This is a genomic window from Devosia sp. Soil_C_22, from assembly GCF_057657195.1.
In genome coordinates this window covers 1732475-1757430 of the sequence record NZ_JBDGIY010000001.1, presented here as the reverse complement: position 1 = coordinate 1757430, position 24956 = coordinate 1732475, and the positions used below count along the sequence as shown (strand labels likewise).

General features: G+C 66.1%; 24 protein-coding genes. 7 read left to right on the top strand and 17 right to left on the bottom strand.

Annotation, left to right across the window (positions count from 1 at the left end; genetic code table 11):
• Nucleotides 1–2 precede the first annotated feature (2 nt).
• The 9 genes from AC3A6I_RS08365 to AC3A6I_RS08325 form a co-directional block, all read right to left on the bottom strand.
• Nucleotides 3–1007 carry a P1 family peptidase gene (locus AC3A6I_RS08365; protein ID WP_487543226.1) on the bottom strand — a complete coding sequence of 335 codons (1005 nt, stop codon included), beginning with the start codon at nucleotides 1005–1007 and terminating at the stop codon, nucleotides 3–5.
• A gap of 57 nt (nucleotides 1008–1064) precedes the next feature.
• Nucleotides 1065–1805, bottom strand: coding sequence for an SDR family oxidoreductase (locus tag AC3A6I_RS08360; protein WP_487543225.1), 741 nt, complete (start codon nucleotides 1803–1805; stop codon nucleotides 1065–1067).
• 4 nt (nucleotides 1806–1809) lie between these two features.
• Complete coding sequence (locus AC3A6I_RS08355; protein ID WP_487543224.1) at nucleotides 1810–3264, bottom strand: aldehyde dehydrogenase family protein; 1455 nt, start codon at nucleotides 3262–3264, stop codon at nucleotides 1810–1812.
• Nucleotides 3261–4877, bottom strand: a complete 1617-nt coding sequence (locus AC3A6I_RS08350; protein WP_487543223.1) for an ABC transporter ATP-binding protein — start codon at nucleotides 4875–4877, stop codon at nucleotides 3261–3263. Before AC3A6I_RS08350 ends, AC3A6I_RS08355 begins: the two co-directional genes overlap by 4 nt.
• Nucleotides 4877–5743 (bottom strand): ABC transporter permease, encoded by an 867-nt coding sequence (locus AC3A6I_RS08345; protein WP_487543222.1) that lies wholly within the window; start codon nucleotides 5741–5743, stop codon nucleotides 4877–4879. Before AC3A6I_RS08345 ends, AC3A6I_RS08350 begins: the two co-directional genes overlap by 1 nt.
• A complete protein-coding gene (locus AC3A6I_RS08340) occupies nucleotides 5740–6687 on the bottom strand; it encodes an ABC transporter permease (RefSeq protein ID WP_487543221.1) in 948 nt (315 codons plus the stop codon). The genes AC3A6I_RS08345 and AC3A6I_RS08340 overlap by 4 nt, the downstream gene beginning before the upstream one ends.
• Nucleotides 6688–6912: 225 nt before the next feature.
• Complete coding sequence (locus AC3A6I_RS08335) at nucleotides 6913–8403, bottom strand: ABC transporter substrate-binding protein (RefSeq protein ID WP_487543220.1); 1491 nt, start codon at nucleotides 8401–8403, stop codon at nucleotides 6913–6915.
• A gap of 271 nt (nucleotides 8404–8674) precedes the next feature.
• Nucleotides 8675–9985 (bottom strand): acetylornithine deacetylase/succinyl-diaminopimelate desuccinylase family protein, encoded by a 1311-nt coding sequence (locus AC3A6I_RS08330; protein WP_487543219.1) that lies wholly within the window; start codon nucleotides 9983–9985, stop codon nucleotides 8675–8677.
• A gap of 54 nt (nucleotides 9986–10039) precedes the next feature.
• A complete protein-coding gene (locus AC3A6I_RS08325; RefSeq protein WP_487543218.1) occupies nucleotides 10040–10423 on the bottom strand; it encodes a VOC family protein in 384 nt (127 codons plus the stop codon).
• Nucleotides 10424–10499: 76 nt separating this feature from the next.
• Here AC3A6I_RS08325 and AC3A6I_RS08320 point away from each other — a divergent pair, with 76 nt between their 5' ends.
• Nucleotides 10500–11135 carry a 5'-methylthioadenosine/S-adenosylhomocysteine nucleosidase gene (locus AC3A6I_RS08320; RefSeq protein ID WP_487543217.1) on the top strand — a complete coding sequence of 212 codons (636 nt, stop codon included), beginning with the start codon at nucleotides 10500–10502 and terminating at the stop codon, nucleotides 11133–11135.
• A gap of 3 nt (nucleotides 11136–11138) precedes the next feature.
• Here AC3A6I_RS08320 and AC3A6I_RS08315 read toward each other — a convergent pair whose 3' ends face one another.
• A complete protein-coding gene (locus AC3A6I_RS08315; RefSeq protein WP_487543216.1) occupies nucleotides 11139–11447 on the bottom strand; it encodes a hypothetical protein in 309 nt (102 codons plus the stop codon).
• Nucleotides 11448–11687: 240 nt separating this feature from the next.
• On the opposite strand from AC3A6I_RS08315, the gene AC3A6I_RS08310 reads away from it, so the two are divergent.
• The 3 genes from AC3A6I_RS08310 (at nucleotide 11688) to AC3A6I_RS08300 (ending at nucleotide 13585) form a co-directional block, all read left to right on the top strand.
• Nucleotides 11688–12494 (top strand): DUF2189 domain-containing protein, encoded by an 807-nt coding sequence (locus AC3A6I_RS08310; RefSeq protein ID WP_487543215.1) that lies wholly within the window; start codon nucleotides 11688–11690, stop codon nucleotides 12492–12494.
• Nucleotides 12495–12641: 147 nt separating this feature from the next.
• Nucleotides 12642–12986: a hypothetical protein gene (locus AC3A6I_RS08305; protein ID WP_487543214.1), complete on the top strand. Its 345-nt coding sequence runs from the start codon at nucleotides 12642–12644 to the stop codon at nucleotides 12984–12986.
• A 98-nt stretch (nucleotides 12987–13084) separates the two neighbouring features.
• Entirely contained in the window at nucleotides 13085–13585 is a 501-nt protein-coding gene (locus AC3A6I_RS08300; protein ID WP_487543213.1) for a cell wall hydrolase, read from the top strand.
• 137 nt (nucleotides 13586–13722) lie between these two features.
• Here AC3A6I_RS08300 and AC3A6I_RS08295 read toward each other — a convergent pair whose 3' ends face one another.
• Both AC3A6I_RS08295 and AC3A6I_RS08290 read right to left on the bottom strand, forming a co-directional pair.
• Nucleotides 13723–14313: an exopolysaccharide biosynthesis protein gene (locus AC3A6I_RS08295; protein WP_487543212.1), complete on the bottom strand. Its 591-nt coding sequence runs from the start codon at nucleotides 14311–14313 to the stop codon at nucleotides 13723–13725.
• 117 nt (nucleotides 14314–14430) lie between these two features.
• Nucleotides 14431–14994, bottom strand: a complete 564-nt coding sequence (locus AC3A6I_RS08290) for a DUF2076 domain-containing protein (RefSeq protein WP_487543211.1) — start codon at nucleotides 14992–14994, stop codon at nucleotides 14431–14433.
• A 181-nt stretch (nucleotides 14995–15175) separates the two neighbouring features.
• Between AC3A6I_RS08290 and AC3A6I_RS08285 the strand changes: the two genes are divergently transcribed.
• Nucleotides 15176–15832, top strand: coding sequence for a sulfite oxidase-like oxidoreductase (locus AC3A6I_RS08285; RefSeq protein ID WP_487543210.1), 657 nt, complete (start codon nucleotides 15176–15178; stop codon nucleotides 15830–15832).
• 183 nt (nucleotides 15833–16015) lie between these two features.
• Here AC3A6I_RS08285 and AC3A6I_RS08280 read toward each other — a convergent pair whose 3' ends face one another.
• Both AC3A6I_RS08280 and AC3A6I_RS08275 read right to left on the bottom strand, forming a co-directional pair.
• On the bottom strand, nucleotides 16016–16516 hold the full coding sequence (locus AC3A6I_RS08280) for a DUF1993 domain-containing protein (RefSeq protein ID WP_487543209.1): 501 nt from the start codon (nucleotides 16514–16516) through the stop codon (nucleotides 16016–16018).
• A gap of 23 nt (nucleotides 16517–16539) precedes the next feature.
• Nucleotides 16540–17073 carry a hypothetical protein gene (locus AC3A6I_RS08275; RefSeq protein ID WP_487543208.1) on the bottom strand — a complete coding sequence of 178 codons (534 nt, stop codon included), beginning with the start codon at nucleotides 17071–17073 and terminating at the stop codon, nucleotides 16540–16542.
• Nucleotides 17074–17194: 121 nt separating this feature from the next.
• On the opposite strand from AC3A6I_RS08275, the gene AC3A6I_RS08270 reads away from it, so the two are divergent.
• Together AC3A6I_RS08270 and AC3A6I_RS08265 are read left to right on the top strand one after the other, a co-directional pair.
• Entirely contained in the window at nucleotides 17195–17884 is a 690-nt protein-coding gene (locus AC3A6I_RS08270) for a hypothetical protein (protein ID WP_487543207.1), read from the top strand.
• Nucleotides 17885–18182: 298 nt separating this feature from the next.
• On the top strand, nucleotides 18183–19658 hold the full coding sequence (locus AC3A6I_RS08265; protein WP_487543206.1) for an AMP nucleosidase: 1476 nt from the start codon (nucleotides 18183–18185) through the stop codon (nucleotides 19656–19658).
• Nucleotides 19659–19850: 192 nt separating this feature from the next.
• Here AC3A6I_RS08265 and alaS read toward each other — a convergent pair whose 3' ends face one another.
• The 3 genes from alaS to recA all read right to left on the bottom strand — a co-directional run bounded on the left by alaS (nucleotide 19851) and on the right by recA (nucleotide 24739).
• Complete coding sequence (alaS, locus tag AC3A6I_RS08260; RefSeq protein ID WP_487543205.1) at nucleotides 19851–22508, bottom strand: alanine--tRNA ligase; 2658 nt, start codon at nucleotides 22506–22508, stop codon at nucleotides 19851–19853.
• Nucleotides 22509–23156: 648 nt separating this feature from the next.
• Nucleotides 23157–23525 carry a hypothetical protein gene (locus tag AC3A6I_RS08255; protein ID WP_487543204.1) on the bottom strand — a complete coding sequence of 123 codons (369 nt, stop codon included), beginning with the start codon at nucleotides 23523–23525 and terminating at the stop codon, nucleotides 23157–23159.
• A gap of 137 nt (nucleotides 23526–23662) precedes the next feature.
• Nucleotides 23663–24739, bottom strand: a complete 1077-nt coding sequence (gene recA, locus AC3A6I_RS08250) for a recombinase RecA (RefSeq protein ID WP_487543203.1) — start codon at nucleotides 24737–24739, stop codon at nucleotides 23663–23665.
• Nucleotides 24740–24956 lie beyond the last annotated feature (217 nt).

Sequence of the window (24956 nt, the reverse complement as noted above, 5' to 3'; positions counted from 1 at the left end):
GGCTAAGCCTTCCACTTCTCTCGCCAAGTTGGCACCGGATCGCCCGGCGCGGGCGTTGCGAGATAGACGGCCCGCGCCATCGCCCGGCTGAGGCACACCGCCGCCGCATGCCCGAGTTGGAGCACGTTGAGCAGGGGTGTCGCCACCGGTCGCGCTCCCGTCGACACCGAAAAGATCAGGTCGCCATCGACCTGGGTGTGAGCCGGGCTCGCGCCACGCGCGATTCCGTCCTGCGCCGCAACGGCGAAGCGCTTCAGCTGTGCCTTCGACAGATCCGCATCCGTCGCGACGATAGCAATGGTGGTGTTGGCGATCGGCGCCACCCAGTCACGCTTGGAGCGGGCGGTCTGCGCAAAGAGCATTGGTGTCGCCAGCGGGCCGAGGCCACCGAACTCCCCGTCCACCTCGAAGGGTGCCGCCCAGAAATGTGGACTGTCGCCCATGGTGACGCTGCCGGTCGGATTGGCCGCTACCAGCGCCCCGACCGTAAACCCGCCCGGGATCACCAGGGAGGCCGAGCCCAGGCCCCCCTTGAGGTTCGCGGTCAGCGCTCCGACGCCGGCTCCCGCCGTCCCGAGCGCGAAGTCAGCGGCTGCGTTGGTGAGCGCCTCGCGCCCCAGCGCCCGATACGGGTTCTCGTCCCAGCCCTTGTCGCCCTTGTTGAGCAAATCGAAGATGATCGCCCCAGGCACGATCGGCACCGTCGCCGTCTCGACCTTGAAGCCGCGGCCCATTTTCCGCAGCCCATCGCTCACGCCCGAGGCCGCATCGAGCCCGAAGGCCGAACCGCCCGACAGCACCAGCGCGTCGACTTCCTCGACCAGCTTGTCCGGGGCCAGCAGCTCCGTCTCGCGCGAGCCGGGCGAGCCGCCCATCACATCGACCGAGGCGCGGAAGGGCTTGTCCGCCACCAGCACGGTGGTGCCGGTCTTGATCTTGAAGTCTTCGGCATTGCCGACGCGAAGCCCCTCTACGTCGGTGATCAGGTTGCGCGGTCCGGTTCGCATCCGGGCTCCCTCGTGAAATTGGATTGATCCGCCCATGGCACATGTCCACGCCGGAACCTAGATTACGCGCCCGCCATCGACCTCGAGCGCCACGCCGGTGATCATTGCCGCTTCGTCCGAGCAGAGGAAGCAGGCCGCGTTGCCCATGTCTTCGGGCGTCGAGAAGCGGCCGAGCGGGATCGTGGCAAGGAACTTCGCTCGCATCTCGGGCGTGTCCTCGCCCATGAAGGTCTTGAGCAGCGGCGTCTCGCCGGCCACCGGGTTGATGGCGTTAACGCGCACGCCGAATGGCGCGAGCTCGATCGCCATCGACTTGGTCGCGGTCACCATCCAGCCCTTCGACGCATTGTACCAGCTCAGCCGCGGACGCGGGCTCACCGCCGCCGTCGACGCGACATTGAGGATCATCCCGGCCTTGCGCGCCCTGAAGTGCGGCACGAGGTGCCGGGCCGTGAGGTAGACAGACTTCATGTTCACGTTGAACACCCGGTCGAAATCCGCCTCGGAAATATCGTCCAGCGCCGCCGGCATGTGCGACACGCCGGCATTGTTGACGAGGATATCGACCTTGCCGAACGCCATCAGCGCCGCCGCTGCCAGCTGGTTGACGCTGTCATCCTTGCTGACATCGACATGCCCGGCCTTCTGCCCGAGCTCGCGCGCCAAAGCTTCCGCGCCTTCGAGGTTGATGTCGGCGATCAGCACGCGCGCGCCCTCGGCGGCGAACTTGCGCACGATGCCGGCGCCAAACCCCGATGCGCCGCCGGTAATGATGGCGACCTTGTCCTGCAGTCTCATGAAATCACCCGTGCCACGCGGCCACTGTCTTCAATACCGAGAAGCCGTACAGTGCCTCGAACCCCTTTTCGCGGCCATGTCCAGACTTGCCGACGCCGCCGAACGGCAGCTCGACACCGCCGCCCGCACCATAATTGTTCAGGAACACCTGCCCGGTTTTGATGGCTTTGGCCATCCGCATCTGCCGCCCGCCATCGCGCGTCCACACGCCGGCGACGAGGCCATAGTCCGTGCCATTGGCGATCGCCACCGCTTCGGCTTCGTCCTCGAACGGGATCACCACCTGCACCGGGCCGAAGATCTCGTGCTGCGCCAGTCGGTTGTCGGGCTGCACATTCGCGACCAGCGTCGGAACCTGATAGTGGCCGCCCGCGGGGGCATCGCCGACGATCACGCCCTGCCCGGCTACCTCGCCACCGCCGAGATCGCCGAGAAAACCATGCACGATCTCCTTCTGCCGCTCCGATACCAGCGGCCCGAGATCGAGATCGGCTACCGCCGCCCCGACCTGCAGAGCTTTGTATCTGCTGGACATTCTGGCCAGCACTTCGTCATGGATCGAGCGGTGCACGAGGACGCGGGAGCTCGCCGAGCAGGTCTGCCCGGCATTCTGGATCCCGGCATTGATCAGGAACGGTAGCGCGCGGTCGAGGTCGGCATCCTCGAAAACCACCTGCGGCGACTTCCCGCCCAGCTCCAGCGTCACCGGCACCACGTTCTCGGCGGCTGCGTGCTGGATCAGCTTGCCCACGCCAACCGAGCCGGTGAACGAGATGTGATTGACGCCGGGATGCGTCGTCAGCGCCGCGCCCGCTTCCTCACCGAGACCCGGCACCACGTTTAGCGCGCCGGCTGGAAGCCCGGCCTCCTCGGCGATTTTCGCGAAGGCGATGGCGGTGAGGCAGGCTTCTTCGGCCGGCTTCAGGACGGCGGCGTTGCCCATCGCGAGGGCGCCGGTCACCGAGCGGCCGATGATCTGCATCGGGTAGTTCCACGGGATGATGTGGGCGGTGACGCCGTGCGGCTCGCGCAGGGTGTAGACGGTGTAGCCGTCGAGGTAAGGTATTGTTTCGCCGTGGATTTTGTCGCAGGCGCCGCCATAGAACTCGAGGTAGCGCGCCAGCGCCACCGCGTCGGCGCGGGCCTGCTTCAGCGGCTTGCCGACATCCATCGCCTCGATGCGGGCGAGGTCGTCGACCCGCTCCAGCACCGCGCGGCCGATCTTGCTCAGGAGCCGGCCGCGCTCGGCTGCAGGCATGCGCCCCCACTCGCCGGCGAGGGCGGATTTGGCAGCGATTACAGCGGCTTCGACGTCGGCGGCGGTGCCGCGGGGGATGTGGCCGATGATCTCGCCGGTCGAGGGGTTCTCGATCGGCAGGTAGTCGCCGCCGGCAGGCGGAAGCCAGCGGCCGCCGATGAAGCACTTCGTAGGATCGAAGAAAAGATCGAGGTTTGTCATGGTGTTACGGCCTCGCGTCGAGCCAGGGACGCCTCGAGGTTGGGCGTCGCGGCGATCAAGTCGCGGGTATAGGGGTGTTGCGGGTTGTTGAACACCGCTTCGGTCTCGCCTTCCTCGACGATCTTGCCGGCTCGCATCACGAGGACGCGGTCGGTGATCAAACGGACCACCGCTAAGTCGTGGGAAATAAAGAGATAACTGAGCTGCAGTCGGTCGGAGAGATCTGTCAAAAGGTCGAGCACCTGGGCGCGGACGGAGACGTCGAGGGCCGACACCGCCTCGTCGAGGATGATGAGGCTGGGTTCGATGATCAGGGCCCGGGCGATGGCGATGCGCTGGCGCTGGCCACCCGAGAATTCGTGGATGTATTTCGTGGCATCGGATGGGGAAAGTCCGACTTCTTCCAGGGCTTTGTCCACCAACTTCTGCCAGGCGATCCCCGTTGGTGCTGCATTGCCCAACAGGTGGAAGGGTTCGGTGATCAGGCGGTCGACGCGATGGCGCGGATTGAACGAGCCATAGGGGTCCTGGAACACCACCTGCAGATGCCGACGAGTCGCGAATGAGGCGCCGCGCTTCGGATCGATCGGCTCGCCCGCGATGGCGATGCGCCCGCCCTGGGTCGGCTCCAGCGCCATGATGGCGCGAGCGAGGGTCGACTTGCCGCATCCGCTCTCGCCCACCAGCCCGACATTCTCGCCGCGCTCGATCTTCAGGCTCACGCCATCAACCGCGCGCAGCACCCGCCGCTTCTCGAACAGCCGGCGCGGCAGCGGGTACTCGCGCACCACGTCGTCGACGGTGAGCACGGGCGTGCCACCGGTTACGGCCGGCGGGATGCGCGGCGGGACGTGCGAGGAGGCCTCGAACAGGGCCTTCGAATACGGATGCGTGAGCTTGCGGAACAGCGGCACGGTCTCGCCGGCCTCGACCACTACGCCGCGCTGCATGATGGCGACCTTGTCGGCGATGTCGGCGACGACGCCGAGGTCGTGGGTGATGAACATCAGCCCCATGCCGTCCTCGTCGACCAGACGCTGCAGCAGTTTCAGGATCTGCGCCTGCGTGGTGACATCGAGCGCAGTGGTCGGCTCGTCGGCGATCAGTAGTTTTGGGCGCATGGCGATGGCCATGGCGATGACCACGCGTTGACGCTGGCCGCCGCTGAGCTCGTGCGGGTAGCGATCGAGCGGGAAACGATCGGCCGGCAGCTCGACGCGGTCGAGCGTCTGCCGGGCGATGCGCATGGCCTCGGCCCGGCCCATCCGGCCGTGCACCATGGCCGTCTCGGCCACCTGCTCGCCGATGGTCTTGACCGGATTCAGCGCCGTCATCGGCTCCTGGAACACCATGCCCACGGTGCCGCCGCGGATCTTGCGCATTTCGGCATCCGGCAGGCCGAGCACCTCGCGACCCTCGAGCTTCACCGAGCCCTTGGTGACTGCACCCTGCGGCAGCAGCTGCATTACCGTCAGCGCGGTGATCGACTTGCCCGAGCCGCTCTCGCCGATCACTCCGACGATCTCGCCGGCATCGACGGTCAGGTCGATGTCCTTGAGGATCGAATACGGCCCGATATCGAGCGACAGGTCCTTGATCTCGAGCAGCGCCATCAGCGACCTCGCCTGAGGCGCGGGTCGAACACGTCGCGCAGGCCGTCGCCGAGCAGGTTCACGCCCAGCACCATCAGCACGATGGTGACGCCGGGAACGAGCGCCACGTGTGGCGCGAGCGCGATCATGGTCTGGCTGTCGGCCAGCATCTTGCCCCAACTCGGTGTCGGCGGCTGCACGCCCAGCCCGACATAGGCAAGCGCCGCTTCGGCGAGGATGCCGAGCGCGAACTGGATGGTGGCCTGCACCACCAGCGTGTTGCCGATGTTGGGGAGGATATGTTCGAACGAGATGCGGGCGGCGCCCTTCCCCGCCACCCGTGCCGCCATGATGAACTCGCGGTTCCACAGGCTGAGCGCCCCGGCCCGCGCCAGCCGCGCGAATACCGGCATGTTGTAGATGCCCACCGCGATAATGGCGTTGATCGCCCCCGGACCGAACACCGCCGTGATCAGGATGGCGATCAGCAGCGCCGGAAAGGCGAACACCAGGTCGTTGGCACGCATCAGCACGTCGTCGAGCAGCGTGCCGCGCTTGGCCGCGGCCCACAGCCCGATCGGCACGCCGACGACGATGGCGATGCTCACCGCGACAAAGGCGACGGCGATGGAGGTCCGGGCGCCGACCATGATCATCGAGAGGATGTCGCGGCCGAAGTGGTCGGTGCCCAGCCAGTGCTCCAGCGAGGGCGGCTTGAGTTTGTTGGGGATGTTCTGCAGCGCCGCTTCGTAGGGCGTCCATACGAAGGACAGCAGCGCTGCGAGCACGAACACGGCGGTGATCGTCGCTCCGATGACAAAATTGGGCGAGCGCAGCGCGGCGCGCAGCAGGCTGTCTCGCGGCGGGGTGGCGGCGAGCGCGCTCATGTCGCCGTCCTCCGCAGGCGCGGATCGACCAGTGCGTAGGTCACGTCGACAAGGAAAGTGACGACGATGACTGCGAAGACCAGCAGCATCACCACGGATTTCACCACGATGAGGTCGCGCGAGGTGATGCCCTGGAAGACGAGGCGGCCGAGGCCGGGCAGGAAGAACACGTTCTCGATGATGATGGCACCGGCGAGCAGGAACGAGAATTGCAGCCCGATAATGGTCAGCACCGGGATCAGCGCATTGCGCAGCGCATGCCGCCACAGGGTCTGGCCCTGGCTCAGCCCCTTGGCGCGGGCCGAACGGATATAATCCTCGCCCAGCGTATCGAGCAGCGACGAGCGCATGACGCGCGCGAGGATCGAGGCCTGCGGCAGCGCCAGCGCGATGGCCGGCAGGGTCAGCGCCTTGAGCGCCGCGACGGGATCGGACCACCCGGGAAAGCCGCCGGCCGAGAACCAGCGCAGCGTGACCGAGAAGATCAGCACCAGCAGCATGGCGAACCAGAAATTGGGCAGCGCCAGCCCGACCTGCGTCGCGCCCATGATGCCAACATCGGTGGGCGAGTTGCGCCTTACGGCCGCGAGGATGCCGACCGGAAAGGCGATCAGAGTCGATAGCGCCAGCGCCAGCGCCGCGAGCGGCAGCGAGATCCAGATGCGGTCGGCGATCAGGCCGCTGACCGGCACCTTGTAGGTGTAGCTGATGCCGAAATCGCCGCGTAGCAGCCCGAACACCCAGGTGAAATAGCGCTCGAGCAGCGGGCCTTCGAGGCCGAGATTCTGGCGCAGCGTGGCGACAGCCTCGGGGGTGGCGTTGAGCCCGAGCATGAATTGCGCCGGGTCGCCGGGCACGACCTCGAGGACGAGGAAAATGACAATGGAGGCCGCGATGAGGCTGAGGATGAGGGAGATGAGGCGGCCGAGGAGGTAGGAGGGCATCAGTGGTGCCCTTGGGCGGCAAAGGCCCCCTCACCCGGCGCTGCGCGCCGACCTCTCCCCCCAGGGAGAGGTGAGAACGGGGCATCACCTCGCCACAGCACCACCTCTCCCTCTGGGGGAGAGGTCGGAAGGCGCAGCCTTCCGGGTGAGGGGGCCTTTTGGAGTGAAGTCAGGGCGCGCACCAATGCCAAGAACCGGGGCGAGCCTGGCCCCGCCCCACACAACTCATTCCGTCCACGCTACCGCCGTGAGGTCGGTCGCCTGGGTTGGGGCGTTCTCCCACAGGCCGGTGAGCTTGGCGTTCTCGATGCCGATCTTGGCGAGCTCGAACAGGAAGCCCGCCGCGTAGTTGTCGGCGAGATTCTGCTGGGCGGCCTTGAGCAGTTCGGAGCGCTTTGCCGGATCGGATGCCGCCTTCAGGTCAGCGATGATCTGGTTGAACTCGGGATTGTTGTAGCCAAAGTAGTAGGTCTCGCGGCTGAAGATATCGATGTCGTTCGGCTCGGTGTGCGAGATGATGGTGAGATCGAAGTTCTTGTCGGTGAACACCTCGCTCAGCCACTGCGCCCATTCGAGATTGGTGACTTCGGTCTTGATGCCGACAGCCGCCAGCTGCTGGGCGATGATTTCGCCACCGCGGCGCGCATAGCCTTCCACCGGCGGCAGCTTGAGCGACAGGGTCAGGTCGGTGACGCCCGCTTCGGCCAGCAGGGCCTTGGACTTTTCCGGATCGTAGTTGGACTGGGCGGTCAGATCGACATAGTCCGGGTTGGCCGGCGACAGGAAGGTGCCGATGGGCGTACCGAAGCCGAACATGGCACCATCGATGATCGCCTGCCGGTCGATGGCATGGGCAATCGCCTCGCGTACCTTGACGTTGTCGAGCGGCGGCTTGTCGTTGTTCATCGACAGGATGGTTTCGCCTTCGGTGGCGCCGATCACCACGCGGAAGCGCGAATCATTCTCGAACTGGCTCACCGTCTCGGGCGCCGGGAAGTTCGGGAAGGCGTCGATGTCGCCCGCCTGCAGCGCCGCAAAGGCTGCGGTCGGGTCGGCGATGAAGCGGAAGGTCGCGCCTTCGAGCTTGGCCGGCGTACCCCAGTAAGCCTGGTTCTTCGCCAGCGTGATGCTATCGCCCTCGACGCGGTTGGTGAAGGTGAAGGGGCCGGTGCCGATCGGGTTGGTCTTGTTGTTCTCGGCGCTCTCGGGCGCGACGATCACCGCATCGCCCCAGGCGAGGTTGTAGATCAGGTTGCCATCGGGCTGGCTGAGCGTGACCTTGACCGTCGCGGGGTCGACGACCTCGACCGAGGCGATCGAGGCATAGAGCGCCTTCTGCGCGTTCAGCGAGCCTTCGGCATTGATGCGGTCGAGGGAGAATTTCACGTCCTCGGCATCGAAGGCCGAGCCATCGTGGAAGGTCACGCCGTCATTGAGGTGGAAGGTGTAGGTCAGGCCGTCCTCGGAAATGTCCCAGGACCTGGCGAGGCCGGGGACGATCGAGCCGTCCGACGCGAACTTGGTGAGGCCCTCGAACACGTTCGAGTAGACGACCTCGTCGACGGCGGCTGCGGCCTCGGCGGTCGGGTCGAGGCTGGGCGGCTCGAGCACGAGTCCGATCTTCACATCGGTCCGCGCCTGCGCGAAAGCCGGAGTCATCGCGGTGGTCATTGCCAATGCGCCGGCGAGGGCCAGCACGACCAGTGATTTGCGCATGATTATCCCTTCTGATTGAGCCGCTTACCCCCGCGGCCTTGGACGGAGCTTAGGATGGTTCTGGGCTGGCGTGAACCGGGTGCGTGAGGGGGAATTGGTGTCGCACATGGCCACCGGGAAACAAGATTCCGTTGGATCGCTCATCCCCGGACAAGCTGCAATTCACCGGGTCATTCCCGCGAAAGCGGGAATCCCTGTTTGCGGGGCCTGTGGCGCGCCGCGAAAACGGAGATTCCGCTTTCGCGGGAATGACCCCGAGTTTGTGGATCGGTCATGGCTGCGGCCCCAGCAGATCCAGCAACGTCAGCGCCATCACCTTGGCCGAATCCAGCATGTCGTCGACGCCGATCCATTCGTCCGGCTGGTGCGCGAGGTCGAGGATGCCCGGCCCATAGGCGATGCAGTTCTTGAGCCGGCCGATGCGGTCGATGTGCTTCTGGTCGTAGGTGCCGGGCGAGACGACATATTCGGGCGACACGCCCATGACCTCGCCGATGGCCTTGGTCACCGAGCGAACCACCGGCGCTTCGCGGTCGGTCATGGTCGGCGGGATCGTCCACAAATCGCGGATCTCGTAGGAAAAGCCGGGGTGCTCGGCCTTGAGGCGCTCGAGCAGGTCGATCACTTCCTGGCGCACCGCCGCCGGGCTCTCCTCGATCAGGTAGCGCCGGTCGATGACGATGCGGGCCGAGTGCGCCACCACCGGCGCCGGAAAGCCGGTATAGCCACCCTCGGGCTCGTCCTGCCCGCCATGGATGGAGTTGATGTTCATGGTCGATTGCCGCGCGCCAGGCGGCACGACCGGCATGGCCGTGCGCTTCTCGCTCAGCGCCGGATAGAGCACATCCTCGAACTGGCGCAGCACGGCGGCCATGTGGCGGATGGCGCTGTCGCCGAGGAACGGCATCGAGCCATGCGCGATGCGCCCAAAGGTCTCGATCTCGGCCCACCACACGCCGCGGTGGCCGAGGCAAATGCGGTCCTTGTTGAGCGGCTCGGGGATGATGACGTGCTGCACCCGTTCGGGCGAAAAGTAGCCGCGCTCGGCGAGGTAGGCGACGCCTCCGAAGCCGCCGGTTTCCTCGTCCGCCGTGCCGGAAATCTCAATGGCGCCGGCATAGTCCGGCACCACGTCGGCGAAGGCCTCGGCCGCGATGATCGAGGCGGCGAGGCCGCCCTTCATGTCGCAGGTACCGCGCCCGTAGACGCGGCCATCGCGCAGCTCGCCGCCGAAGGGATCGACGGTCCAGCCGCGGCCGACTTCGACCACGTCGTGATGGGAGTTGAAATGCACCGTCTCGCCGGGTGATCTGCCCTCGCGGCGGGCGACGACGTTCCAGCGCGGGTGGCGGTCGCTGTCGCCGGGTTTGCCCTCGGCGCGTATCAGTTCAACGGCATAGCCGTGTTTCTTCAGGCGGCGCGCGAGATATTCGCAGATATCGAGATAGCCCTCGCCTGGTGGGTTGACGGTGGGGATGCGGATCAGGTCCTGCGTCAGCGCGATCAGCTCGTCGCGCCGCGCGTCGATCTCGGCGGCGAGGCGCGGTTTCAGGTCGGCAGGCAGGGTCGAAGCAATTGTCATGGCGCGGCAGGGTGTTGCCCGCCGCGCGCGGTTGTCAATGCGGCGGTCGCGGGTTCAGCTCGGCTCGTCCCCGATGGCGAGGATGTTGCCCTCCGAATCCTTGAACCAGGCGCCGTGATACGGCCCCATGGTCGCCATGCCGTTCTCGGTCCTGAGTCCAGGGAAGTCGTAGTCCTCGAATTTCACGCCGCGGTCGCGCAGCATGCGCATGTCGCTCGGTACGTCGTCAGACACGAACGCCATGGCGGTATTCTGCGCCGAACCGGCATATTGCGACTCGTAGAGCTGGAAGCCGGTGCCGGCGGCGAGCCGGTAGATCGTCCCGGTCGGGTGTTCCTCGGCCGGATCGAGGCCGAGCTTGTCGTGGTACCAGGCCTTGGCCCGCGCGATGTCGGCTACTGGCAGCGTGGGATAGGCACGATGTTCGACCATCAGCATGGTCTTCCTCCCTTGCTATCGCCCCCCGTGCGAGTTTACGCCTCGGCGACCCGCCGTGAAAGCCGCAGGAAGCAGTATGCCCTTCGCCGCCCGCAAGCCCGGAACCGCCGACATCCTCTATGTGATGGCCCTCGACAACGAGTACGGCCCCCACCTCAAGGCGCGCATCAACCCGCTGATGACCGGGGTGGGACCGGTGGAGGCCGCCGTGGTGGTGACGCATGCGCTGGCCAAGCTAGAGGCGGCGGGCAAGCTGCCGGCCCTCGTCGTGTCGCTGGGCTCGGCCGGCTCGAACCGGCTCGAGCAGACCGGTGTGTATCAGGCGATCTCGGTCGGCTATCGCGACATGGATGCCTCGGCGCTCGGGTTCGAGGCCGGGATCACGCCGCTGCTCGGCCAGCCGGCGATCATGCCGCTCGGCCCGTTCATTCCGGGCGTGGCGAAGGCGACGCTGTCGACCGGAGGCAACGTGGTCTCCGGTGCGGCGTATGGGCGGATCGCGGCCGACATGGTGGATATGGAAACCTATGCGGTGCTGCGCGCCTGCCAGCGTTTCAGCGTGCCGCTGATCGCGTTGCGCGGGATCTCGGACGGTGACGCGGAACTCGGCCATCTCGACGACTGGACGCGCTACCTGCACGTCGTTGACGAAAAGCTGGCGCACGCCGTCGACCTGCTTGAGGCAGCGATCGCCAGCGGAACGCTGGAGTGAGGGTTAGCGCTTGGCCTTGCGGCTGCGCTGCCAGTTGGCCCATTTGCGCTGCGCCCAGAAGCTGAGGCGGTTGAGCGGGCCCTGCAGGAAGGGCAGGTCGAGCGCGATCAGGAACAGGCCGAGCGGCAGCATCCAGATGCCCAGGATCGGCAGGAAGCTGAACACGCCGCCCAGGATCATGATGATGCCGAGCGGAATACGCACCCAGCGCGAGCCGGGCTGGCGGATCCAGCCGAGGAAGCCGGACGTCGCCGGCACGGCCCGGCCGATACGGTCGAACTGGCGGTTGAGTCGGGCGCTCTCTTTGCTCATCGGTCATTCCCTTGCGGATAGGTCCTTGCGATTTAGGGCCAATCGCGCCGGTTTCAACCCGCGTCCGGTTCGCGCTAACGTCTTGAAATTCCGCGCGGCGCTACCACGCCGTAACGATCCTGTGTCCTCCGCTTCGACATGGCCGCCATTCGGCGCTACAGTGACGATCTGACGCAGAGGCGGTTTCCGCCGGCGTGATGCCCAGCGGCGACTTTCCACTGCCTCTTCGAGGAGGATGGAATGACTGGCTTTCACGTGCTCACAAATGCCGCGGACGAGCTCGACATACCCGCTGTCCGCACCATCGGCCCGGCCGATCTCATCGACGCGCTGCGGCTCGGCTGGCGCGATTTCTGGGAGAGGCCTTCGCACCTCGCCTTTCTCGGCCTGATCTACCCGCTGTGCGGGGCGATCCTCGCCGTGTGGACCTCGGGCAATAATTCCTGGCCGCTGCTCTTCCCGCTGATTTCGGGCTTCGCACTGGTCGGCCCGTTCCTCGCGCTGCCCATCTACGAAATGAGCCGGCGGCAGGAACTCGGGCTCGATACGCATTGGCGCGCGGCGTTCGATGTATTCCGCACCCCGGCCTTCGCCTCGATCGCGGCGCTGGGCGTGCTCATGCTCATCACTTTCACGGTGTGGCTGATGGTGGCGCAGTTCATCTACGAGGCGCATTTCGGGCCGGGCTCGCCGCCGACCTTCATGGCCTTCCTCGACGAGGTGCTGAGCACGTCGCAGGGCACGTCGCTGATGATCTGGGGCAACCTTGTCGGGTTCCTGTTCGCCGCCGGCGTACTGGCCTCGATGGTGGTCTCCATCCCGCTGCTGCTCGACCGCGATGTCGGCGCCGCGGTGGCGGTGCTGACCTCGCTGCGCGTGACGCTGCGCAACCCGGTCACCATTGCGCTGTGGGGCATCATCGTCGCCGCGCTGCTGGTCATCGGCTCGATCCCGCTGCTCGTCGGACTCGCCATCGTCGTGCCGCTCCTCGGGCACGCCACCTGGCACCTTTATCGCAAGGCGGTCGCCCCGGCGGGCGAGCGTTAACGCCTCGTTAACGGATTGGGATCAACCTGATCCGTGCTTAAGTAGAGGGCAGGACCGAGCCACCCGGTGGCCCCCTGCCCTCGCCCAGTTGGAACCCCGGAAATCGCCGCCGCGTTGTGCCCTCGAACCTATTCGAGGACCCCGACAATGCTCGACCTTCGCGCCCTTACCGGCTTCTACGACGATACCCAGTCCAACCTGTCGCGCCGCCTGACGGCGCTGGCGCGCGAAGCGAGCGGCATCTCCCGTTCTCTCGATCATTTCGGCGACGGCGCCCGTCACGACATCTCCCGCTTCGCCCATGACGCTGCCGACTTCGCGCGACATGAGGGCACAGCGGTCGCCCGGGCCGTCGGCAAGCAGGCCCGGCGCGCCGGCAAGGCGGTGAAGAAGGACCCGGTGCCCGCCGTAGTGGCGGTCGCGGGACTCGCCTGCCTCGTGACGCTGGTCATGGCGTCGGGGAATGGCCGCTACTCGGGTCGCCGGCGCTGACATCCTCAACACCATCTTAACTCCGGCACGCGCATTCTAGGGAGGCGGGCAGCGTCAGGGCCCAACTCCTTAGTTGTATCTGCGTTCTGGAGTCATCATTGGCCATCTCGTTCCGGCTGCTGATCGCGGCGCCGCTGCTGCTGGGCCTGCTCGGCGGCTGCGCTTCCCTCGGAGGCTTTGGCAGCCTCTCCTCGCGTGATTGCCTGGCCCGCGCCATGTATTTCGAATCGAACCGCTCGAGTCCCGACGGAATGCTGGCGGTCGGCACGGTGGTGATGAACCGGGTGGCCGACAAGGCGTATCCCAACTCGGTCTGCGGCGTGGTCGGGCAGAAGAACCAGTTCGCCCCGGGCGTGTTGAGCAAGAAGATGACCGAGAAGAAGTCGGCCGCGCTCGCCTACAGCGTTGCCGACCAGGTGCTGCGGGGCAAGCGCCACACCACCCTGACATCGGACGTGAAACACTTCCACACCGCCGGATACAAGTTCCCGTACAACAACATGTACTATGTGCTCGAGGCGGGCGGGAACAACTTCTACGAGAAGCGCAAGGCTGGCACCTTCACCAACGACCCGTTCTCGATGCTCGCGTACTGGTAGCGGGCGCGATAAGGGCCCACGCACGCTGTCATTCCCGCGAAAGCGGGAATCTCTGTTCGCGGTGGGTGTGGCCAAACGGAGATCCCCGCTTTCGCGGGGATGACCCGGTGGTCTCAGGAAACGCCGGTGTGCGACAGCTAGAACGTGATGCCGAAGACGTTGCCGATCACGAATACCGCGGCGAACAGCATGGCCCAGAGCACGCCCCACACCACGACCACCGCCAGGACGCCGGTGGCCAGGCCGAGCAGCATCCAGGCTCCGTCGCGGGCCAACAGGCCCAGCGACATGATGCTCACGGCCAGCGCCGGCAGCATGTTGCCGAGAGGGATGGGCAGGAACAGGATGATCGACAGCACCAGGCACGCAAAGCCCAGCACATAGACGAAGGGCCGGTGGCCGACGAAGCTCAGCCGCGGCCGCATCACATTCTCGGCCTTGTGCAGCCAAGGCGTGACGGCGCTGACGATGCGCGCAAATTCGCGCCGCGTCAGCGCGCGGTCGGTGATGAAGCGCGGCAGCCAAGGCTGCAACCCCAGCATCAGCTGGGCGGTGAGAAATAGCAGGGGCGCGCCGAAAATCGTCGACACGCCTGGGGGCAGCGGCAGCGCGACCGGAACGGCGAAGATGAAGATCATCGCCCCCAATGCCCGTCGCTGCATCGCCGTCAGCAAGTCTCCGATCGATATCCGATCGGTCTCCGGCCCGCTGGCCATTTCGGTAAGCATAGTCGAGAGCCGGAAATCCCCGCTCTCGTCTTTATGCTGAAGATCTTCTGCCTGAGTTTCTGTCATCGCGATGGATCATGCCCAGATTCCCCTGTCGAGCAACCCATCACAACTGCGTCAGAAATCCCCACCCATGTCGAAGCCGCCGCCATCGCCGCCAAAATCGCCCCAGTCGCCGCCGGCATCATTGCCGCCGTCATCGGCCGGCTGGTCGGCCGCACCCTGATCCTGACCGTTGTCCTGGGTATCGTTAGGCTGATCGCTGGCCTGCGCCGAGCCGGCACCGAACAGCGAACCGATAGCGCTGCCGAGCAGGACGCCGCCGGCCACGCCCAGCGCGGTCTGCATGGCGCCACCGAGGAAGCCGCCACCGCCAAAGCCGCCGCCGCGCTGCTGGCGCGGGTCGTAGCCGTCGTCGTTGCGATCCCACGGGCTGCGACGGCGCTGCTCGCCCGCCTCGGCCTGCGCCTGAAGCTGCTGGATACGCTGCTCGGCCGCTTCCAGCGCCTGCTGCTGCACCACGATGGTCTGCGCCATGTAGTAGGGCGCGCTGGGCAGGCGGCCGATTTCGGCGCGGATCAGGTCCTCGGCTTCGTGGTCGCGCTGCGGCGCCCGCCGCTCGGCCTCCGCAAGGCGGTCGAACAGGCCTTCGATGGCGCGGCGATCTTCAGGGTTCAGCATCTCAAGTCTCCGATGTTGAGCGTCTGGAATAACGTCTGACGCTGACATGGGTGCCACCCGGGGCCTCGACAATGGCCGGCGGCGCCCAAATCGGACAGGCGGCAGGCCAGCGATGCGTCAAATCTCATTGACTTGGCCGCGCGGAAGCTCACCTTTTCGAGCATCACGCAGCGAGGCGACCATGGCTGACGACGATACTCCCGAAGACAGCAAGCTGACGAAATCGAAATCCCGCTGGGCCGAGCTGGGGAAATTCCTGACCGGCATGCAGAGCCGGCCCGAGGACTCGCGCCTGCCGCCCGGCCAGCACCTGGTCAAGACCTGGCCGATCCTCGACCTGGGCCAGACGCCCAACGTGCCCAAGCAGGTGTGGCGGCTCGACATTGCCGGTGAGGTCGAGACGCCGACCACCTGGAGTTTCGACGACCTGATGGCCCAGCCGCAGGTGGAGAAGGTCAACGACATCCACTGCGTCACCAGCTGGTCGCGCTACGACAACCACTGGCAGGGCGTCACCACGCACCAGCTGATGGATGCCGTCGGCGTCAAGCCATCGGCGCGGCACGTGCTGTTCACCTCGAATGACGGCTACACCACCAATATGGCGATCGAGGATTTCGCCTCACCCGAGGCGATGATCGTCCATTCCTGGGAAGGCCAGCCGCTCACGCTGGAGCATGGCGGCCCGGTGCGGCTGGTGGTGCCGCATCTCTATTTCTGGAAGAGCCCGAAATGGCTGCGCAAGATCGAGTTCGCGGAGCGGGATCACCGGGGCTTCTGGGAGATCCGCGGGTACCACAACCACGCCGATCCGTGGAAGGAGGAGCGGTATAGCTGAGGGGGTTGCGGCTAACCCCTCACCCGTCTCGGCCTCCGGCCGATCCACCCTCTCCCCGACGGGGAGAGGAATAGTGGTGGCCGCCGCACCCTCCGTATTCTCCCCGTCGGGGAGAAGGTGGCGCGTAGCGCCGGATGAGGGGTTCGGGCGCTGACGCTCGGCCCCTCTGCAGGATGAAGAGCCTCAGCCCGTATAGTCCCGCTTGCCCACCGGCACACCATTGTGGCGCAGGATGGCGTAAGCGGTGGTGACGTGGAAGAAGATCTGCGGCACGGCGTTGAGGGTGATGTGCTCGAGCGCCGGAACCTGGGTGTCCTCGCCGCGCACCTTCAGCGTCAGCACCTTGTTCTCGGAACCGACGAGATCGGCCTTGGAGAAGCTCGAAACGAACTCCCGCGCCTTGGCGATGCGGCCGCGCAGGTCGGCGATGGTGACCTCGTTGTCTTCCCAGCTCGGCGGCGTCTTGCCGGTGAGCCGCGACAGCGCGAACTTCATGCGGTCGGTGGTCGACTGGATCTGGAAGGCCAGCGGATGCATATCGGGCGCGAGGCGCGAGGCGACCAGCACCTCCGGCTTGATCTTGCGCTCGGCGGCGTTGGCCTCGGCCTTCACCAGAATGGCGTCGAGATTGTTCAGGTACCGCGTGAACACGGGTACGGTAATCGCATACATCGAAAGCGACATGGTTTCCTCAGGGTCGGCAGGAGTCACCAGCTGTTGTCGACGCTCCGCTCGCGCGGGATCGGCTGGTTGACGGAAGGCCAGGAGTAGTCCTCGGGGAGGACGACCTGGAAGTCGTAACTGGTGAGTGGCTCGCCTTCGACGGCGATCTCGATCTTGTGCGCGCCGGTCGGGTCGCCCTCGACCACGCACCAGCCGTGGCTGAACCAGCCTTCGGCATCGATCTCGGGGGTGAAGGTGCGGGTGAGGACCTTGCCGTCGGCGGAGATGTCGACGCCATCGTCGGGGTCGGTGGCGAGATCGCCCCAGTCCGCAAGCGCAACGGGCAGGCTCAGGGTCTCGGTGGCTGTGCCGGGCGGCGCGTCGGTATCGACCTGCGCGTACCAGTTATAGCAGGCATTGGCCGGCAGCAGCGGCACGGTGGCGTCGTTGAGCGCGCGGTCCTCGCCGGCATAGTTGAAGGTGACCTGGAACGCCGAATGGCGCAGCTCCACGGCCAGCGCCGGCCAGCTGACGAGCGCGCCGAACATGATGGCGATGGCTGATACTGGCTGCCGCATGGTCCCTCCCGCGTCGGCGCGACCATAGCCGCAAGCTCCTGATGCCGGAAGCGGATTTCTGTTCCGCCCCCTCGCCAGCCCGATGGCGGGATGCCAAAATCGGGGCATCGAGGACTCCACCATGCGTCATATCCCAAGTGCCGTGGCGCTCGTTGCGCTCAGCATCAGCGTCGCCAATGCACAGACCGCCGCGAGCCAGTACGAGAGCTTCGTGCCGACCACCGAGCTCTACACCACGAACGGCGAGCCGCCCGACACTGCGCTGGTGCAGCGGCTGTTCACCCTCGCCTTCACCGAGCCGTGCAGCGCTGCCATCGATGGCGGCTTCGGCGGGCCGGCGCCGCTGGTTCACGACTTCACCTATCGCGGCAGCCATGACGCGCCGACCGATCCCGAGCGGAAGTTCCGGCTGTACCAGTTCAACTGCAGCGGCGGCGCGTACAACCTGAGCTCGGTGTTTTATGGCTGGGACGAGCTCGACGGGCTGGCGCCGCTCAGCTTTGCCTCGCCCATGGTGAAGCCGGAATACGAGGACGACGGCGCCGACGGCAAGCTGGTGAGCCTGAAGCTGACTGGCATGGGAGCGAGCGTCCTGATGACCAATGTCGTGGTCGACGGCAAGACCGGCGCAATCACCGGCACCGCCTACTGGCGCGGCATCGGCGATGCGTCAAGCTCGGGCACCTGGGAACTGGCGGATGGGGAATACCGGCTCGTCACCTACGAGGTCGATGCGTCCTACGACGGCGAGATCAACCCGGTGCAGGTGTATGACGTCAGTGAGCCGCAGGACGTGGCGTTGCCGGAGTAGCGGCAGAAATGAAGAGGGCCACGAACCATTTCTGGTCCGTGGCCCTGAGGGTCACCCGCCGCACTGTTGAGGGCTTGGGGGCAGCGGCAGGTCACTCCTCGCAATTCACCGGTGCATGGGTCGTTTGCAGTAATCCAGTGAACAGTTGAAAGATGGGTCGCGGCGCAGGCGAGAAAAAGACCCTTCACTCGAAGGTGAAATTCATGAACGCCCGGTAAGGTGGCCCAATTGCGGACCCGCCGCGAAGGCCCTAAGGATGGCCTGCAAGCGGCCGCGCCGCCTCGCCAACGAGAAGATCATGGATACGATTTCGCCCGAGCCGCTGCCGACCAAATCCTTCACCGATCCGCATGCTGCCTGGGCCTATGTGGCCGAAGTCTACCACCGCAATACCGGCTTCATCCGCGAGCAGCTGATCGGGCTGACCAGGGGCCGCGTGCCCAAGGGCCGGGTGCGCGCGTTCTATCCCGAGGTGCAGGTGACCTCGACCAGCTACGGCAAGACCGACAGCACCCTGCCCTATGGGTACCTGCACACGCCGGGCATCTACCGCACCACGGTCACGGCGCCGGACCTGTTCAAGTCCTACCTGATCGAGCAGTTCGACGTGATCCTGCGCAACCATGGCAATGCCATCCAGGTGGGCGAATCCTCGACCCGCATCCCGCTGCATTTCGCCATCCCGACCACCGAGCGCATCGACGGCGAGGCGATCAACGCCCTGCCCATCCCGCTGCGCGACCTGTTCGACGTGCCTGACCTGCAGGATACCGACGACGAGATCGCCAATGGCACCTTCGTGCCGCCGCCGGGGGGGCCCTACCCGCTGGCGCATTTCACCGCGCCGCGCGTCGACTATTCGCTGCAGCGGCTGGCGCACTACACCGGCACCGAGCCCGATCACTTCCAGAATTTCGTGATCTTCACCAATTACGGCTTCTACATGGACGAGTTCGCGCGCGTGGCGCAGCGCTACATGGAAGACGGCCACGCCGAGTATGAGAGCTTCGTCGAGCCCGGCGGCTTCACCACCCGCAATGCGCGGCTCGGCGGCGGCACCAGCGGCATGCGCGCCACCCGTATCCCGCAGATGCCGGCGCTGCACCTCACCATGCCCAAGAACCGCGGCATCACCATCGTCAACATCGGCGTCGGCCCGTCCAACGCCAAGACGATCACCGACCACATCGCGGTGCTACGGCCGCATGCGTGGATCATGCTCGGCCATTGCGCGGGCCTGCGCAATTCGCAGGAGCTCGGCGACTATGTGCTCGCCCACGCCTACCTGCGCGAGGACCACGTGCTCGATGCCGACCTGCCGGTGACCGTCCCCATCCCGGCGCTGGCCGAGGTGCAGGTGGCGCTCGAGCAGGCGGTGGCGCAGATCACCCATCTCGAGGGGCTCGAGACCAAGCGCATCATGCGCACCGGCACAGTCGCGACCTTCGACAACCGCAACTGGGAGCTGCGCGACCAGGCCGAGATCACCCGGCAGCTGAGCCAGAGCCGCGCCGTGGCGCTCGATATGGAATCGGCCACCATCGCCGCCAACGGTTTCCGCTTCCGCGTGCCCTACGGCACGCTGCTGTGCGTGAGCGACAAGCCGCTGCATGGCGAGCTGAAGCTGCCGGGCATGGCCTCGGACTTCTACCGCACCCAGGTGGCGCGGCACTTCCAGATCGGGCTGCGGGCAATGGAGATCCTGCGCGATCAGCCGCCGGAGCGGCTGCATTCGCGCAAGCTGCGCAGCTTTGCGGAGACGGCGTTCCAGTAGCGCCGGAGGCGGAGCGGGGCGAGCCAACGGCTCTCGAGAGCCCTTCAGGATCAGTCGGAGGCGGCGCCCGCCTCCGCAATGTCATTCCCGCGAAGGCGGGAACCCAGTCGGGCACCGCGCATGCGGCCGCTGGATCCCCGCCTTCGCGGGGATGACGCCGGTGTTTGTGGACCGCTTCGAACGTGAAGCGCTCTAAAGTGCGCCGCGAACGGCTGCGATGGCTTCGGCGCCCCTGGCGCCGTCGGGGCCGCCGCCCTGGGCCATGTCGGGACGGCCGCCACCGCCCTGCCCGCCCAAAGCCACGGTGGCGAGCTTGATCAGATCGCCGGCCGAGTATCTTGCGGTCAGATCGTCGGTGACACCGACGGCGACGGTGCCGCGGCCATCCTCACCCTTCAGCACCACCGTGACGACGCCCGAGCCGATGCGCTTCTTTTCGGCATCGACGAGGCCCTTCACGTCCTTGGGCGACACGCCCTCGACGGCGCGGCCGACATAGGTGACGCCGTTGACGCTGTCATCGGCCGGGGCCGTAGCGGCGCTGCCGCCGCCGGCGCCGAGCGCCAGCTTCTTGTTGGCCTCGCTCAGCGCGCGCTCGGACTTCTTCAGGTTTTCCTGAATGGCCTCGATGCGGGTGAGGATTTCGGCCGGGCCGACGCGCAGCACCTCGGCGGCACTGGCGACCAGGTTCGAGTTGGTGCGGGCGTGGAGGCGCGCGCCCTTGGCGGTGAGCGCTTCGATGCGGCGCACGCCGGCGGCGACGCCGGAATCGCCCAGCACGGTGATGAGCCCGATATCGCCGGTGCGGCGGACATGGGTGCCGCCGCAGAGCTCGACCGACCAGCCTACCGCGTTGCCGGTGGGATCGCCCATCGAGACGACGCGCACTTCATCGCCGTATTTCTCGCCGAACAGCGCGCGGGCGCCGGACTCCTTGGCTTCCTCGACGCCCATCAGGCGGGTCTCGACCGGGGAGTTCTGGAGCACGATGGCGTTGGCGATGTCCTCGATCTCGGCCATCTCCTGCGGGCTGATCGGCTTTGTATGCACGAAATCGAAGCGCAGGCGGTCGGGCGAGACCAGCGAGCCGCGCTGGGCGACGTGATCGCCGAGCACGATGCGCAGCGCCTCGTGCAGGAGGTGGGTGGCCGAGTGGTTGGCGCGGATGGCGGAGCGGCGATCGTGATCGACCACCAGCGTCAGCGGCGTGCCGAGCTTCAGCGTGCCGGCCGTGACCTTCACCTTGTGGCCGAAGACGCCGTTATTCTTGACCGTGTCGAGCACGTCGGCGGCATTGCCCTCACCCGTGAGCGTGCCGGTGTCGCCGACCTGGCCGCCGCTTTCGCCGTAGAACGGGGTCTGGTTGAGGACGACATAGCCCTCATCGCCGGCGTTCAGCGCCTCGACGACCTGGCCGGCCTTGACGAGCGCGGTGACGACGCCTTCGGCGGTCTCGGTCTCATAGCCGAGGAACTCGGTGGGACCGACCTGGTCGGCGACCGTGAACCAGACCTTGTCCTCACCGACTTCGCCGGAACCGGCCCAGCTCTTGCGCGCCTCGGCGCGCTGCCTGGCCATGGCGTCCTCGAAGCCGGAGAGATCGACATTGATGCCGCGGTTGCGCAGCGCATCCTGGGTCAGATCGAGCGGGAAGCCGTAGGTATCGTAGAGCTTGAAGGCGGTGACGCCCTCCAGCATGTCGCCTTCCTTCAGATCGGCGGAGGCCTCGTCGAGCAGCTGCAGGCCGCGGCTCAGGGTTTTCAGGAAGCGGCGTTCCTCGAGCTCGATGGTCTCCTCGACCATGGCCTCGCCGCGCACCAGCTCGGGATAGGCCTGGCCCATCTCGCGCACCAGGGTCGGCACGATGCGATGGATGACGGGCTCGTTCGCCCCGAGCAGGGTGGCGTGGCGCATGGCGCGGCGCATGATGCGGCGCAGCACGTAGCCGCGACCCTCGTTGGAGGGCAGCACGCCCTCGGCGATGAGGAAGCTCATCGAGCGCAGATGATCGGCGACCACGCGCAGCGAGGCGAGCTTGCCCTCGTCAATCCCGCGCTGGCTCGTGCCGGTGGCGTGCGCCACGGCATCGATGAGGGTCTTGAACAGATCGATTTCGTAGTTGTTGTTGGTCCCCTGCATCACCGCGGCGACGCGCTCGAGACCCATGCCGGTGTCGACGGAGGGCTTCGGCAAGCGGGTGCGCGAGCCATCCGCGAATTGCTCGAACTGCATGAAGACGAGATTCCAGATTTCGACGAAGCGGTCGCCGTCTTCCTCGGGCGTGCCCGGAGGGCCGCCCCAATACTGGTCGCCGTGGTCGTAGAAGATCTCGGAGTTGGGGCCGCACGGACCGGTATCCGCCATCTGCCAGAAGTTGGACTTGGCGCCGAGCCGGACGATCTTGTCGTCGGAGAAGCCGGCGATCTTCTTCCACAGGTCGAAGGCCTCGTCGTCGTCCTGATAGACGGTGGCGCTGAGCTTCTCCCTGGGCAGGCCCCACTCCTTGGTCAGCAGGGTCCAGGCGTATTCGATGGCCTGCTCCTTGAAGTAGTCGCCGAACGAGAAATTGCCGAGCATCTCGAAGAAGGTGTGGTGACGCGCGGTGAAGCCGACATTGTCGAGGTCGTTGTGCTTGCCGCCGGCACGCACGCTCTTCTGGGCGGTGGTGGCGCGCGTGTAGTCGCGCTTTTCGACGCCGGTGAAGACGTTCTTGAACTGCACCATGCCCGAATTGACGAACATCAGCGTCGGATCGTTGCGCGGCACCAGTGGGCTCGACGCGACCTGGGCGTGGCCGTTCTTCTCGAAGTAACCGAGGAAGCTCGACCGGATATCGTTCACGCTCGTCATTTCGGGTCTCTTGGCAGACAAATGGCGAGGCCTCGGCCCCGCCATGGACAACAGGAAACGCCTTCTATCGCGGGGCTTGCCGTGATGTCCAGCATAGGGTGCAGGGCTGTCATATTTGCGGGGATGAGTGGCTGGGTTGGGCCTTGTGCGCGGTCGTCATCCCCGGCGAAGGGCGAGCAGTGTGCGGCGTTCGTCCCGTGCTGTGTGCCGTGGCTGGTGGGGTCTTGCAGGGATGGACCGGCTCGGCATGAGCTTGGGTCTGCGGGCTGAGCAGTGGGTCCCGGCCTGCGCCGGGATGACGGCTGGTGGGTGGGGAGATCGCCGGCGCCCTCGCATCGAGGTCTCTGCGCCGTGCCCCCTGCGTTGAGAGAGTGTTCGCCCTGGACGCAGTTGCCCCGCGAAAGCGGGGCTCTCCGCCTGATGACACGCACCGAAACAGAGGTTCCCGCTTTCGCGGGAATGACTCCGTGCAAAATGGCATCTCCGAAGAGCAATCCAGGCTAAACACCCCCGTCACGGGGGGCGCTAGGCTTGGCGGCGAATGATGCCGCATCTTCGATTGCCGCCTCTGCGCAGGCAAGAGGTCGGCTGGCAGCGGCGCCGGGCGAGAGCTGCATCCCTGCTTTCGCAGGGTCCTCTCCGTCCGTTTCAGCCGGCGGCGCGGAACTGCAGGCCGCAGTTCTTGCTGATATTGGCCTGTTCGATAGCCTGCATCTCGCCCTTGAACCGGGCGACTTCCGCTGCGTTGCCCTTGTCGCCGCCGATGAAGAACAGCGAGGGCCAGAACAGCACGACGCCGACCGTGGTCATCACCGCGTCCTTGCTCGCCTGGTCCTGCTGGGCGCCGGTGGCCACTGCGGCCGCCTGCGACACCCGCGCTGCCTCCTGGGCCAGTTGCTCGCAGGTCAGGTTCTGGTACAGGATCGGCGACACGTAGGCCGGCGCGATATCCTTGGGCGAGGTAGCGCAACCGGCCAGCAAGGTGCAGGCTGCGACGATCGAAGCAGTACGTTTCATGATATCCCCCAAACGCCCGACTCGTAGCGGGTATGGAGGTGCGCTCCAGTCCGGAACATTCCGTACGGGACTGTCCTAACGGTCGTACAAAAAGGGCGCCCCAGGGGGCGCCCGTGCATGGGACCGTGTGCGGGCGATCAGGGCTCGCCGTCGTCGCCCTCGTCGCCTTCGGGGCCGGTGAGCAGGGCTTCGGAGAGGATGCCGGCGCTCTCGCGTACGCCCTTCTCGATCTCGGCGGCGATCTGTGGGTTGTCCTTGAGGAACTGCCGGGAGTTCTCGCGGCCCTGGCCGAGGCGCTGGCTGTCATAGGAGAACCAGGCGCCGGACTTTTCGACCATGCCGGACTTCACGCCGAGGTCGAGCAGTTCGCCGGTCTTGGAGATGCCCTCGCCATACATGATGTCGAACTCGACCTGGCGGAACGGCGGGGCCAGCTTGTTCTTGACCACCTTCACGCGCGTCTGGTTGCCGATGACTTCCTCGCGCTCCTTGATCGCGCCGATACGGCGGATGTCGAGGCGGACCGAGGAGTAGAATTTCAGCGCGTTGCCGCCAGTGGTGGTTTCGGGCGAGCCGTACATGACGCCGATCTTCATGCGGATCTGGTTGATGAAGATCACCATGGCCTTCGACTTGGAGATCGAGGCGGTGAGCTTGCGCATGGCCTGGCTCATCAGGCGGGCCTGAAGGCCCGGCATGGAATCGCCCATCTCACCTTCGAGTTCGGCCTTGGGGGTCAGCGCCGCGACCGAATCGACCACCAGCACGTCGATGGCGCCGGAGCGCACCAGGGTGTCGGCGATCTCGAGCGCCTGCTCGCCGGTATCGGGCTGGGAGATCAGCAGGTCATCGACCTTCACGCCGAGCTTGCGGGCATAGACCGGATCGAGCGCGTGCTCGGCGTCGATGAAGGCGGCGATGCCGCCATTCTTCTGGGCCTCGGCCACCACATGCAGCGCCAGCGTCGTCTTGCCCGAGCTTTCCGGCCCGAACACCTCGACGATGCGGCCACGCGGCAGACCGCCAATGCCCAGCGCGATATCGAGCCCAAGCGAACCCGTCGAAATGGATTCGATCTGCTGGATGGCACTGTCGGCGAAACGCATCACCGAGCCCTTGCCGAAATTCCGCTCGATCTGGCTCAGCGCTGCAGCCAGCGCCTTGTCCTTGTCCATCGATCCCTCAACCACGCGCAGAGGCGTCACAGCAGCCATTATGGTGTCCCCTTATTCCACTTCGGTCGGCGCGGCGCAAACCGATATATGTCCATCGAACGTGCTTAGTTTGTTCTCATTTTGTTTCCAAATCGTCAAGGGGGTAAATTCGCTGTGCCCTAGTATGCGGGTGAGCCCGATTCGACGCCGGCGAGCCAGCTTTTCTGATCTACATCCAAAAACGCAATGCATCGGGCGGCGGGCCGCGCTATAGGGG